Annotated in this window: 14 protein-coding genes and 1 pseudogene; 12 read left to right on the plus strand and 3 right to left on the minus strand. The window is 60.8% G+C overall.

Features of this window, described 5'->3' with window-relative positions; all coding sequences use genetic code 11:
- Positions 1-24 precede the first annotated feature (24 nt).
- Positions 25-906 (minus strand): succinate--CoA ligase subunit alpha, encoded by an 882-nt coding sequence (gene sucD / locus HBN54_RS13290; protein ID WP_168673693.1) that lies wholly within the window; start codon positions 904-906, stop codon positions 25-27.
- Between the two features lie 285 nt (positions 907-1,191).
- Between sucD and HBN54_RS13295 the strand changes: the two are divergent.
- Positions 1,192-2,166: pseudogene (locus tag HBN54_RS13295) on the plus strand (PLP-dependent cysteine synthase family protein); the annotation flags it as partial.
- Between the two features lie 74 nt (positions 2,167-2,240).
- Entirely contained in the window at positions 2,241-2,651 is a 411-nt protein-coding gene (locus HBN54_RS13300) for a response regulator (RefSeq protein WP_168673695.1), read from the plus strand.
- A gap of 84 nt (positions 2,652-2,735) precedes the next feature.
- On the opposite strand, the gene HBN54_RS13305 is transcribed toward HBN54_RS13300, so the two are convergent.
- Positions 2,736-3,218, minus strand: a complete 483-nt coding sequence (locus HBN54_RS13305; RefSeq protein ID WP_210428056.1) for a hypothetical protein — start codon at positions 3,216-3,218, stop codon at positions 2,736-2,738.
- 78 nt (positions 3,219-3,296) lie between these two features.
- The gene (ade, locus tag HBN54_RS13310; protein WP_168673696.1) at positions 3,297-4,952 is read right to left on the minus strand and encodes an adenine deaminase; all 1,656 of its coding nucleotides are present in this window, start codon (positions 4,950-4,952) and stop codon (positions 3,297-3,299) included.
- A gap of 87 nt (positions 4,953-5,039) precedes the next feature.
- Here ade and HBN54_RS13315 point away from each other — a divergent pair, with 87 nt between their 5' ends.
- The 10 genes from HBN54_RS13315 (at position 5,040) to HBN54_RS13360 (ending at position 12,652) form a co-directional block, all read left to right on the plus strand.
- Positions 5,040-5,189, plus strand: a complete 150-nt coding sequence (locus HBN54_RS13315; protein WP_168673697.1) for a hypothetical protein — start codon at positions 5,040-5,042, stop codon at positions 5,187-5,189.
- Positions 5,190-5,296: 107 nt separating this feature from the next.
- A complete protein-coding gene (locus HBN54_RS13320) occupies positions 5,297-6,025 on the plus strand; it encodes a hypothetical protein (RefSeq protein ID WP_168673698.1) in 729 nt (242 codons plus the stop codon).
- Positions 6,026-6,095: 70 nt separating this feature from the next.
- Positions 6,096-6,503 carry a hypothetical protein gene (locus tag HBN54_RS13325; protein WP_168673699.1) on the plus strand — a complete coding sequence of 136 codons (408 nt, stop codon included), beginning with the start codon at positions 6,096-6,098 and terminating at the stop codon, positions 6,501-6,503.
- 31 nt (positions 6,504-6,534) lie between these two features.
- The gene (cmk, locus tag HBN54_RS13330; protein ID WP_168673700.1) at positions 6,535-7,227 is read left to right on the plus strand and encodes a (d)CMP kinase; all 693 of its coding nucleotides are present in this window, start codon (positions 6,535-6,537) and stop codon (positions 7,225-7,227) included.
- Between the two features lie 210 nt (positions 7,228-7,437).
- On the plus strand, positions 7,438-8,319 hold the full coding sequence (locus tag HBN54_RS13335; RefSeq protein ID WP_168673701.1) for a 4-hydroxy-3-methylbut-2-enyl diphosphate reductase: 882 nt from the start codon (positions 7,438-7,440) through the stop codon (positions 8,317-8,319).
- Positions 8,320-8,372: 53 nt separating this feature from the next.
- The gene (locus HBN54_RS13340; protein WP_168673702.1) at positions 8,373-9,131 is read left to right on the plus strand and encodes a hypothetical protein; all 759 of its coding nucleotides are present in this window, start codon (positions 8,373-8,375) and stop codon (positions 9,129-9,131) included.
- A 291-nt stretch (positions 9,132-9,422) separates the two neighbouring features.
- Positions 9,423-9,758 (plus strand): 2TM domain-containing protein, encoded by a 336-nt coding sequence (locus HBN54_RS13345; RefSeq protein ID WP_168673703.1) that lies wholly within the window; start codon positions 9,423-9,425, stop codon positions 9,756-9,758.
- 173 nt (positions 9,759-9,931) lie between these two features.
- Positions 9,932-10,408 (plus strand): ATP-dependent zinc protease family protein, encoded by a 477-nt coding sequence (locus tag HBN54_RS13350; protein WP_168673704.1) that lies wholly within the window; start codon positions 9,932-9,934, stop codon positions 10,406-10,408.
- 69 nt (positions 10,409-10,477) lie between these two features.
- Positions 10,478-11,431 (plus strand): 30S ribosomal protein S6--L-glutamate ligase, encoded by a 954-nt coding sequence (gene rimK / locus HBN54_RS13355; protein WP_168673705.1) that lies wholly within the window; start codon positions 10,478-10,480, stop codon positions 11,429-11,431.
- A gap of 261 nt (positions 11,432-11,692) precedes the next feature.
- Positions 11,693-12,652: a succinylglutamate desuccinylase/aspartoacylase family protein gene (locus tag HBN54_RS13360; RefSeq protein WP_168673706.1), complete on the plus strand. Its 960-nt coding sequence runs from the start codon at positions 11,693-11,695 to the stop codon at positions 12,650-12,652.
- Positions 12,653-12,880: the final 228 nt, after the last annotated feature.

Consider the following 12,880-nt stretch of genomic DNA (forward strand, 5'->3'; position numbering starts at 1 on the left):
TTTTGTGTAAACAGCAGGCTTAAATTACTTGCCGCCCAGTACGCGCAGCATGGTATCGCCAATCTCGGCGGGCGAATCCACAACGTGAATGCCGCACTCGCGCATGATGGCCATTTTAGCAGCAGCCGTATCATCGGCGCCGCCTACGATGGCACCGGCGTGGCCCATGCGGCGGCCGGGAGGGGCCGTTTGGCCGGCAATGAAGCCTACCACGGGCTTCTTGTTGCCGGTTGCTTTAATCCAACGAGCGGCTTCGGCTTCCATGCCGCCGCCGATTTCGCCAATCATCACGATGCCTTCGGTTTCGGGGTCGTTCATCAGCATTTCTACCGCCTGCTTGGTAGTAGTGCCGATGATGGGGTCGCCGCCGATGCCGATGGCCGTGGTCTGGCCCAGGCCAGCTTTGGTGAGCTGGTCAACCGCTTCGTAGGTCAACGTGCCCGACTTCGAAACGATGCCGATTTTGCCTTTGGTGAAGATAAAGCCGGGCATGATGCCCACTTTGCACTCGCCGGCGGTCATCACGCCGGGGCAGTTTGGCCCAATCATCGTCACCGTGGGGCGCTCCGAGAGGTACTGCTTCACGGCAATCATGTCCTTGGTCGGAATGCCTTCGGTGATGGTGATAATCACCTTGATGCCGGCATCAGCGGCTTCCATAATCGCGTCGGCGGCGAAAGCCGGGGGCACGAAAATGATGGTGGTGTCGGCACCGGCTTTCTCCACGGCCTCGGCCACGGTGTTGAACACGGGACGGCCCAGGTGCTCGGAGCCGCCTTTGCCGGGCGTCACGCCGCCCACCACGTTGGTGCCGTAGTCCATCATCTGCTGGGCGTGGAACGAGCCCTCGGAGCCGGTGAAGCCCTGTACGATAACCTTGGAATCTTTATTGACCAGAACGCTCATTCGGAGGTGTTTTTGGGTGTTGATGAAGTGGGGAGGCAACCCAGGCGGGCAGCGGTGGTGCAAAAGTAGGGGATTTTGAGGCTAGGGCAAGGCAAGCGTTTGTCATCCTGAGCGGAGTGAAGGACCTTATCGCCGCAGAACGGTAGTCTGGGCTCTGTTCTGCGGCGATAAGGTCCTTCGCTCCGCTCAGGATGACAACGGCCCTGAAGTACTTACTGCTGACCCCGCCGCCGAAATTCGTACCTTTGCAGACTCACTCCCCATCTCCCCACCCATCATTTTTCGATGTATTTCAACCACGTTATCGAGGCTGTTGGCAACACGCCTCTCGTTAAGCTCAATAAAGTAACCGACGGCATTAAAGGCACCGTGCTGGCCAAGGTCGAGTATTTCAACCCCGGCAACTCGGTGAAGGACCGCATGGCCATCCGCATGCTGGAAGACGCCGAGAAGGCCGGCCTAATCCAGCCCGGCGGCACCATCATCGAGGGCACCAGCGGCAATACCGGCATGGGCCTGGCCCTGGCCGCCATTGCCAAAGGCTACAACACCATCTTCGTGATGAGTGACAAGCAGAGCAAGGAAAAGCAGGACATTCTGCGCGCCGTGGGCGCCCAGGTGGTGGTGTGCCCCGTAGACGTGGCCCCCGAAGACCCGCGCAGCTACTATTCCGTGGCCAAGCGCCTGAGCGAGGAAACGCCCAATTCCTTCTACCCCAACCAGTACGACAACCTTTCGAACGCCGCCGCGCACTACGACGCCACCGGTCCCGAAATCTGGGCGCAGACCGAAGGCAAAATCACGCACTGGGCGGCCGGTGTGGGCACGGGCGGCACCATTTCCGGCGTCAGCAAGTACCTTAAGGAGCAGAACCCCGCCATCGTGACCATCGGCCTCGATACCTATGGCTCGGTGTTCAAGAAATACAAGGAAACGGGCATCTTCGACGAAAACGAAATCTACCCTTATAAAACCGAGGGCATCGGCGAAGATATTTTGCCCAAGAACGTGGACTTCGATGTTATCGATTTGTTCATTAAAGTAACCGACGAGGACGCCGCCGTGATGACGCGCCGCCTGGCCAAAGAGGAAGGCTTATTTGTGGGCTGGAGCTGCGGCTCGGCCGTTTTCGGGGCGCTGGAGTACGCCCGTGAGCACCTGAAAGAGGACGACACGATGGTGATTATCCTGCCCGACCACGGCACCCGCTACCTCGGCAAAATCTATAACGACGACTGGATGCGCGCCCAGGGCTGGCTGTAAGTAAGCCCGGTCATTGCGGAAGCGCAGTCAGGATGTTATCTTCGTAAAAGCTTGTTTTTTAACACTACAATATGTCTACTAATTTGAATCACATTGTACTCGTTGACGACAACGAAACCACGAGCTTTCTCAACAACCGGCTGCTGGGGCGGCTCGCCGTAGCCGACCACGTCAGCACGTTTTCGCGGGCCGATGAAGCCTTCGAGCAGCTCTGGGGTGATAACACTACCGAGAGCAGCGTGCCCGCGCCCGACCTCGTGTTTGTAGACCTGAAAATGCCCGGCGTGTCCGGCTTCGAGTTCCTGGAGCTCTACAATGCCCTGCCCCAACCCGTGCAGGACCAGACCGTAATGGCCGTCCTCACCACCTCCATGCACGGCGCCGATACCGCCCGCGTGGCCCAGTACCCCAACGTAGAGTACCTGACCAAGCCCCTCACCGAGGAAAAAATGCGCAAGCTGCTGGAAAAGCGCTTTCAATAACCCCTGCTTCCTGCCGGTCCGCCCGGTGGAAACGCGCATAAAAAACCGCTGCTGGTTCGCCGACAGCGGTTTTTTTATGCACGCTCAGCGCTTGTCGAAAATGCGAAAAATGCCGGTTTTTTTCTGTTTGATAAAGATGTAGCGGATGGAAAACGCCGTGGGAAACCGGTTCCAGTCGGCCGAGCCGAACTCGATGGTGGGCTTGAAATCGAGGGAGATGACGAGGGGGATGAAAGCGATTTTATACTCCGCGCCAATCATGCCATCGAAGCCCCAGAAAGTGCCATCGTCCTTATGGTTGCCCACGTGCGCCCCGGCCCCGAAATAGTAGTTCAGGCTGGGGCCGAGAATGCCGAAATGGCGCTCGGCCAGCACCGTAGCGCTCCGCTCGCGCACCCCAAACATGCCCAGGCCTTCCAACGTGGTTTTGGGCAGAATGAGCTGCTGAATGGTGAGCCCGTAGTTGTTGCCATCGCTGCGAAGGCCGGCGGCGGTGCGGTATTTCTGGGCAGCCGCGGGCTGGGTAGCCAGTAGTAGGCATGGAACAAGAAGCAGTAGCAGTTTCATAAAGTAGAGGGGCGTGGTCGTACCTGGTAGGGTTTGCCCCGCCCCTACGCAGAAATCGCGCTAAAAATTGCGCTGCCTTTATTCCACCGCATCCACAAACGTGAACTGCTGGCCGTCGAACAGCCCTTTGTCGCTTAGTTTCAAGCTCGGAATGACGAGCAGCGCCATGAACGAGAGTGTCATAAATGGCGCGCCCAGCGGCGAGCCCATTTGCTTGGACAAGGCATCAACGGCGGCATAAGCCTCCGCCACGGCCGTGCCGCTTTGGTCCGACATGAGGCCGGCTACCGGCAGCGGCACCAGAATTTCCTGGCCATCGGCCCCCACGGCGGCCAGGCCGCCTTTGGCCTGAATCACCAGGTTCACGGCGCGGGCCAGGCTTTCGTCGTCGCAGCCCACGGCCGTGATGTTGTGCGAGTCATGGCCCACGCTGCTGGCCAGCGCGCCGTGCTTCAGCCCAAAGCCCTGAATGAAGGCCACGGCCGGCGCGACGTGCGGCTGGTAGCGGTTGATAACGGCCAGCTTGAGCACGTCGGCGGCCACATCGGGCACCACGAGGCCATTTTCGATGGTGGCCGGCAAATCGACGCGGGCCGTAATGAGCTGGCCATCGAAGCATTCGATGACGCGCAGCGTGGCCGATTCCTTGGTGGTGGGCAGCTGGAAATCGGCGGCTGTCACGGGCTGGGCGTGGAAGTTATTGACCACGGCAATGGGCGCGGCGGGCAGCAGCGACTGGCCATTTTCGGCCACCAGCTGTCCATCCAGGTAGGTTTGCAGCACCTCGAAATCGCGCAGGTCTTTCACCACGATGAAGTCGGCCGGGTCACCTTCGCCCAGCAGGCCCACGGGCAGGTGGTAGTGCTTCACGGGGTTGATGCAGGCCACGCGCAGCACGTTGAACACGTCGTTGCCGAGGGCCACGGCGCGCTGCACCAGCTGGTTGATATGGCCCAGCACCAGCGTATCGGGGTGCTTGTCGTCGGAGCAGAACATGAGGTGGTGGTAGTGCTCGGGCATGAGCTCGATGAGGGCATCGAAGTTGCGGGCCGCCGAGCCCTCGCGGATGAGGATTTTCATGCCCACGGCCAGCTTGTCGAGCGCCTCGGCGGCGGTGAAGCACTCGTGGTCGGTGCTAATGCCGGCGCTGGCGTAGTGGGCGGCATCATCACCGCGCAGGCCGGGGGCGTGGCCGTCTACGGGGCGGCCGGCGGCGTGGGCCAGGGCAATTTTGGCCATCACATCGGCATCGCGGTGCAGCACGCCGGGCCAGTTCATCATCTCGGCCAGGTAGCCGATTTTGGGGTTTTCGAACAGCTTCTTGATGTCGGCCACCGTTATTTCGGCCCCGGCCGTCTCAAACGGCGTGGCCGGCACGCAACTGGGCGCACCGAAGCAGAACTTGAAGGGCGAGTGCGCCGCGTTTTCGAGCATGAACTCTACCCCGGCCACGCCCAGCACGTTGCCGATTTCGTGTGGGTCGCTCACGGTAGCTACCGTGCCGTGCGCCACGGCCAGGCGGGCAAACTCGGTGGGCACCAGCAGCGAGCTTTCAACGTGGACGTGAGCATCGACAAAACCGGGCAGCACGTAGGGTAGAGTAGGGTCGGCCTTGGCCTCGGCAATGGGGGCGATGGCGGCAATACGGCCGCGCTCAATCGTAATAATGGCGGGCTGAATGGAACGGGCAAAGATGTCAACGACGTTGGCCGTGAGCGAGAAATCAACAGTCATGGGAGGGGGCTGGAACGAGAAGCAAACCGACCTGTTGCCGGTTTTGCGAGGACAAAGAACCTTATATTTGATAAAAAACCGCTTCCGGTGAAAAAGAACCTTGCCCTTTTGCTGCTCGTGCTGCCGCTGTTGCTGGCCCAGGGCGGCTGTGCCCGCCGCACCGCCCAACAGAAAAAAACCTCTTGGTACAAGCACCACAGCGGTGGCAAGTCGGTGCCGTGCCCGTGCGGGCACTAGCAGGGCAATTGAATATTGCTCACGGGTTTGGCTTTGGGCGGGTGCGGGCTGATTGCGTCCAAACCAGTATTATTGCTGTTCGCTTTCCAATAATACCTGCCTCCGTTATGTTGTTTCTGTCTGCTTCCGCGTTCCGTCGTGGATGTGCTTTGGTGCTTTGGCTTGGTTGTTTGCCGTGGTTGAATCAATCGGCCGCTGCGCAGGGAAAAGGAAGAAATAAAAATCCGGTTCCACAGCCCGGGCATCTGCACCTGGTAGATGGCAGTACGCGACAGGCTCAATTATTATTGATTGATTTTGACCAGCTTAGAGGAACTGGGATTGATGGTGCGGCGGTAACTTACTCGCCCGACGAGGTGAGCAGTTTCGTCATGGGGGTTGACTCATTCACGGTGCTGCGCGACTTTTACGTCACCTTTACTCGCGACGCCGAACATTACAAAAGCAGTTTCATGCGCGTGCGGGCGGTCGATGCGGGGTTGGAATACTATGAGTTTCGGGGCACGATGACCCGGACGCAGTTCGATGGGGGAAATGCAGCCTTGTTTGGAGCCGGTATCGCGCTGAGAATGGTCGCGGGCAACACGGCCATACCGGGGGGCATCGGCAGCGAGGAGAAGGAGGTTATGACCACTGCCTGGCTGTTGCGGCGCGCGGGCAACCCCCGCTGGCTCACGCTGCCCACCGGTGCCCGCAACATCCGCGAGGTCATCGAGCCACTTATTGCCGACGACAAAGAACTGGCGGCCACGGTGCGCTGGGGCAGCATCCGGCGCGAAGACGTATCAGCGCTATTGAGCCAGTACGTTGAACATAAAAAGAGCCGAAAATCATAACAATGCCCCGCTCATCGGGTAATGATGATACTAACGGTAGCTTGCTTTATTTAATTATCTAACCTAACCTATGCCCGACGAACCCACGCCAACTCCCCTCGATTCCATAACCGCCGCCGCTGAGCAGGTGCGGCAGCAATTGAAGCTAAAGGCCTTCGATGCCGAAGGCGTGGCTCACCTGGATAATTTTATCCGGGCGCAGCGGGGCATTCTGGGGCCGGCCGAGCGGCCGGGCGTGGTCATGGCGCTGGGCTGCTTCCTGGGGCAGTGCCTGGTAGAGGTATATGGGGGCGAATGGGGCACCGGCAAGGACCGAACGACCGGCGTGGGGCTGGGCGGTCGATTTTTTTTTAATCCCTTTTATTTAGTCGATGCACAACTGAATGAGGGAGAAAGCGCCTCCGTAGCGGCCTTTTTTGCCTCCGTTCCCCAGCGGTTGAAGAGCCCACCTGCTGCTCGTAAGGCTTGGATTTCGTAATCTTGCGGGGCCAATGGCCGCCCGCGTCGTTATGAAACAACTCGTTATCGCCATTGATGGTTACTCCTCCTGTGGCAAAAGCACCACAGCCAAAGCCGTAGCGTCGCTGCTACACTACGCCTACGTCGATACGGGGGCGATGTATCGCGCCGTTACGCTGCACCTGCTGGAGCAGGGCATCAGCTTCGACGACATGGCCCGCATCGAGCAGGTTTTGCGCGAAATCAGCATCACCTTCCGCCGCCACCGCCGCACGGGCCGCAACGAGCTGTTCCTGAACGGCGTGAACTGCGAGGACGACATTCGCCAGATGCGAATTTCCAACTCCGTGAGCGAAGTATCCGTCATCCCGATGGTGCGGCACGCCATGGTGGCCCAGCAGCAGCAAATGGGCCGCAAGCGCGGCGTGGTGATGGACGGCCGCGACATCGGCACTACCGTGTTTCCCGATGCGGAGGTGAAAATATTCATGACTGCCGATGTGGAGTTGCGCGCCCGCCGCCGCCAGGACGAGCTGGCCGCAACAGGCGAACAGGTGCCCCTGGAAGACATCATCGAGAACCTGCGCAAGCGCGACTACCTCGACTCGACGCGCGCCGAAAGCCCGCTGCGCCGCGCCGCCGATGCCGTGCTGCTCGATACCACGCACATCACCATTTCGGAGCAGGTCGATTTTGTGCTCGACCGGGTGTCGTCGGCTCTGTTCATGGCGGGCTGGGACTAGGCATCAGAAATCGTCTGTCATCCTGAGCGGAGCGAAGGACCTTATCACGCTTGTGCCGGTTTGAAATTACTGCGAACTGTTCTGGCGTGATAAGGTCCTTCGCTCCGCTCAGGATGACAGAATTCCGCGACCAACACCTTACCCCGCCGCCTTGCCGTACCTTTGTCCCCGGTGAACTCCTCGCCGCCGCAGTGATGTTAAAGGCACAGCATGAAGGTTACGATTGATAAAAATTCCGGCTATTGCTTTGGCGTTGAATTCGCCATTCAGATGGCTGAAGATGAGCTGGCGCACGAAAAAACACTTTATTGCCTCGGCGATATCGTGCACAACCGCATGGAAGTGGAGCGCCTGCACCAGCAGGGCCTGCGCATCATCGACCGCGAGCAGCTGGCCCAGCTGCACGACTGCAAGGTGCTCATCCGGGCCCACGGCGAGCCGCCCGAAACCTACCAGCTGGCCCTGCAAAACAACCTGGAGCTGATTGACGCCAGCTGCCCGGTGGTGCTCAAGCTGCAAAACCGCGTGAAGCACGCCTTCGACCTGAGCCAGCGCCAGCACGGCCAGATTGTGATATACGGCCAGCCCGGCCACGCCGAAGTGGCCGGCCTCACGGGCCAGACCGGCAACCGCGCCATCATTGTGATGAACGAGGCCGACCTCGACCAGATTGACTTTGCCCGGCCCGTCACGCTCTTCAGCCAGACCACCAAAAGCACGGCCGGCTTTTATAAGATGAAGGCCCTGATGGAGGCCCGCATTCAGGCCGCCGGGGGCACGCTCGACAGCTTCGATGCCAATGACAGCATTTGCCGGCAGGTGAGCAACCGCGAGCCCGCCCTGGCCAGATTTGCCGCCGAATACGACGTGGTACTCTTCGTGAGCGGCCGCAAAAGCTCCAACGGCAAGGCCCTGTTCTCGGTGGTGAATGCGGTGAACCCGCGCAGCTATTTCATCGAGAACGAAACCGAGATAGAAGAAGAATGGCTGGCCGGCGCGCAGTCCGTGGGCATTTGCGGGGCCACCAGCACCCCGTTGTGGCTGATGAGGCAGGTGGCCGAGCGCGTGGAAGGCGTGGGCGAGCCAGCGTAACTCCCTGAGCGCGCCCGGGCGCTTAACTTTGGTAAAAACCCTTCCTTTTACCAATGAAAGCATCTTTATTGTTAGCCGCTATGCTGGGACTGGCCGCTACCGGCCGGGTTTGCTGCGCCCAACAAGCCCCGCCTGCTATTGCCGCTCCCACTGCCTCGGCTGCGCCAATGGCGGCTGCTCCGCCGGTGGCCGACGATTCGCTGGCGGCAGCCGTGGGTACCAGCTACCTCGACAAAACCGTTCGGGGCTTCGGCAGGGCCGAAATTCTGGGTCCCGATGGCAAGACGCATTTCGTCTGGATTCCGGTGAACCTGATGGGTTTCAGCAAATACCTGCCCTTTCATCGGCACGAAGAGGACCTGAAACGGTTTGGCCGTGAGCCGTTCAGCATTGATGTTGACAACGTGCAGTCCATTAAGGTCAACGGGCTGTATCAGGAGCACATGGTGTTGAAGGGCAAGCGTAAGCACCTCATCGCCACGCGCCTGGTGAATGGGCCGGTGGAGCTCTTCAACTATACCGAAATTGTGCAGACGTCTGCCGCGATGGTCCCGGTGGCCGGCGTAGCGGGCGGAGTGATGATGGGAGCTTCCGGGCTGGGCGGCTTTCCCGACCGCCAGTGGTTTCTGCGCCGCGCCGGCGAGGAGCTGGTGAAGGTGGGGCGGGGCGATTTCGTGGCCCAAATGACGGCCTATTTCCACGACGACCCTGAGCTGCTATCGGTCCTCAATGCCGGCCAGCTGCACTACCGCGACATGGTGAAAATAGTGCAGGGCTACAACGAATACCGCACCCGGCCGGCGGCTAAATAGCGCACCCCCGCCACCAGCTGACGGGCAATGCCGCCCTGCACGAGCTAGAGGCGGGTGGGAAGGGGAGAAGTGGGCATAAAGGGAAGGGGGTGTAATGAAACCCGCACGGCGGCGATGAATACTTTACGCAGCAGCATTTGGTACTGATGCGGGTAATACGGCGCGCAGCTCAACCCTTGCTTTCGACGCTTGGGAAGCCTTTTCCGACCGTTCGGCAACACGTGCTTGCGGATGGGAAAGCCAAACTGCTATATTTAATCATCAATTCCAACCAACCTCATCCCCAAGCTCATGGAAACCTTGCAACGCGACCCCTACCTGTGGCAAAAGGCCAAAGCCCGCGCCAAGTTCCAATCGAGCCTGCTGTCGTTTTTGTTCGTGAACGCGATACTGTGGGTTATCTGGGCTTTCGAGCCTGCGCACCATGCCGGCCGCGTATTCCACATCGAAATTCCCTGGCCGCTGTGGGTCACGTTCTTCTGGGGGCTGGGGCTGATTAAGCGCGGCATCGCAGCTTACGGCGGCTTCAGCTACGAGCAGCGCACCCAGCGCGAGTACGAGCGCCTCACGCACGAGCAGCGCACCCACGAGCAAAGAAACATCGACCCGCTGGACAAGTACCGCTAAGGTTTTGCCCGAACAGCACGTTATGCTGAGCGCTGCCGAAGCATCTCTACCGCGCAACTAATCCAATCATTTGGGTTTAGTATTGCGGCCGGGATGGTTCGGCAAGCTCAGCATGACGTTTTTTAGGCCCGCATAATGCTGGTCCACCCATTCCGCCTGCCCCATTTCACCGCATGAATCGTCCCGTCAAGCGCATCCTCGGCCGCCGCGAGCTGGTTGATTTCCCGGCTTTTGCCCTCGTGGGCGTAGAGGCCAAGGTGGACACCGGCGCGTACACCAGCGCCATTCACTGCACCAATATTCACATTGAAACTCCGGCCGGGCAGCCGCCCGTGCTGGTGGTGAACCTCCTCGACCCCGGCCATGTGGGGGCCGATGGCTGCCCGCTCACCTTCAGCGAGTTTGCCCTGCGCGACATTCGCTCCAGCAACGGCGAGGTGCAGGAGCGCTACGTCATTCGGGCGGTGGTGCAGCTCTACGGCAAAGCGTTTGAAGCCGATTTTTCGCTTTCCGACCGCTCCGACATGAAATACCCCGTATTGCTGGGGCGCAGCCTGTTGCGGCAGGGCCGGTTTGTGGTTGACGTGGCCCGGCGCAACCTTTCCTGCAAGTTCCTGGCCCGTGCCACTGCCCGGCGCACCCGCCCCTGACTAGTTTTGTGGCGCGGTACTCCACCCCATTCCATTGCCCCGCTTCTCCACCTCCTTTATAACTCCACGATGAAACTGGCCATTCTCTCGCGTGAGCCCAAATCCTACTCCACCCAGCGGCTGGTGGAGGCTGCCCTTGCGCAGGGCCACGAAGCCGTGGTCATCGACCACCTGCAGTGCAACATTGTGCTGGAAAAGGGGAAGCCCGGCATCCTCTACCAGGGCGTACTGCTGGAGGGCTTCGATGCCATTATTCCGCGCATTGGGGCCTCGGTCACGTTCTACGGCACGGCCGTGGTGCGGCAGTTTGAGATGATGAAGGTGCGGACGGCCATCGACAGCCAAGCCATTGTGCGCTCGCGCGACAAGCTGCGCTCGATGCAAATCCTGAGCCGCGCCGGCGTGGGCATGCCCAAAACCGCCTTCACCAACTTCTCGGCCGACGTGCCGGCCATGATTGAGCAGGTGGGCGGCGCGCCGGTCATCATCAAGCTCCTCGAAGGCACCCAGGGCCTGGGCGTGGTGCTGGCCGAATCGGCCAAAGCCGCGCAGTCGGTAATTGAAGCGTTTCACAACCTCAAGGCCCGCATCATCGTGCAGGAGTTTATTGCGGAAAGCAAGGGGGCCGACCTGCGCGCCTTCGTGGTGGATGGCGAAGTGGTGGGGGCCATGAAGCGCCAGGGCAAGGAGGGCGAGTTCCGCTCGAACCTGCACCGGGGTGGCTCGGGTACCCTCGTCAAGCTCACCCGCGCCGAAAAAGCTGCCGCTCTGCTGGCTACCAAAGCCCTCGGCCTGGGCATTGCCGGCGTTGATATGCTGCAAAGCAAGCGCGGCCCGCTGGTACTCGAAGTCAACTCTTCGCCGGGCCTGGAAGGCATTGAAAAAGCCACCGGGCAGGACATCGCCGGCCGCATCATCGAATACACGGCCGACCTCGCCGCCAGAAAAAGAGAGAAGCCCAAACCCAAAAAAGACTCCGTCCGGGCCGTGGATGCGCAGTCGGACGTGCCGGCGGGCAAGTAGGAGCGGGGAGGTTTTATTCCTCTTCTTACCAAGGAGAGGAAATTTTCGCGTAGCGAAAATTGGGGTGGTGCCACCGGAGGGTGGGCGTTGAACGACTCGCGGCTGGTGGGCGCGGCCTCGGAAATGAGTCGTTCTGGCATCGTTCTGGCTTTGCGGCCAACCCGTTCGACGCCCACCCTCCGGTGGCACCACCCCCGTTCGCGCTAAAGCACGACCATCCCCTCCTTGGTAAGGAGGGGCGTTTATCGTTCAACCAAGCCTATGCCTGCTACCTCCGCTGCCATTCACCTCAACGGCCTCACCATTCAGCCCGGCGAGCGGGTGCTCACGCGGCTGGTTATTTCGAAGCTGCCCTCGGGCACGGTGATTGACGTGCCGGTGCATGTGCTGCGCGCCCAGGAGCCCGGCCCCACGCTGCTGCTCATGGGCGGCATGCACGGCGATGAGGTGAACGGCATTGAAACCATCCGGCGGCTGGTGCGGCGCGAGCTGCTGGCGCCGCTGCGGGGCACGGTTATCGCCATTCCCATTCTCAATATTTACGGCTTCCTGAATTTCAGCCGCGACGTGCCCGATGGCAAGGATGTGAACCGCTCGTTTCCCGGGTTTCCGCGCGGGTCGCTGGCCGGGCGGGTGGCCCACCGCTTCATGCGCGAAATCATGCCGCTGATTGATTACGGCATCGATTTTCATACGGGCGGGGCGGCGCGGTCCAACTTCCCGCAGGTGCGCGCCCTGCTGGGCATCGACCCCGCGGTGGATGCCATGGCGGCCGCCTTTGGCGCGCCCTTCACGCTGCACGCGGGGCTGCGGGGCGGGTCATTGCGCGAGGCGGCGCAGGAACTGGGCAAGCGCATCATCGTGTACGAAACCGGCGAGAGCCTGCGGCTCGATGAGCCCGGCATTGAGGAGGCCGTGGCGGGCACGCTGCGGGTGCTGCACCACCTGGGCATGGGGCCAGAAGCCCCTGCGCCGGCCCGGCCGGGCATTATTTGTCGTCGGCATACGTGGCTGCGGGCCCGGTTTGCGGGCCTGTTCCGGGCGCACGTCGAGAACGGGCAGTTTATTGAGAAGGGCCAGATTTATGGCTCCGTGGCCGACCCCTACGGTGCGCAGTCGGTGCGGCTGGAGTCGCCCCTGAGCGGCTACGTGATTGGCCTGAACTACATGCCCGTGGTGAACCAGGGCGATGCCCTGCTGCACCTGGCCGTGCCGGCGTAGTGGGGCGGGGGGAGAGCTGCGGTTGCTGGCCGCAGTTTAGCGCGCAGCGCGTAACTGCTGGCCGATGGTAAGGTGAGTCTGTGACTCACGGCCGCGAAACGGCCATTGTAATTGGGCACTGATGATGGCCGTTGGATTGCCGCTTCGCGGCAGCGAGTTGCAAACTCGCATTACGAGGAGGCCCGCAGTTGCGCGCTGCGCACTAAACTGCGGGCAGCATACGGGCGA

The sequence above is a fragment of the Hymenobacter artigasi genome, from assembly GCF_012275535.1.
Classification (GTDB): Bacteria; Bacteroidota; Bacteroidia; order Cytophagales; family Hymenobacteraceae; genus Hymenobacter; species Hymenobacter artigasi.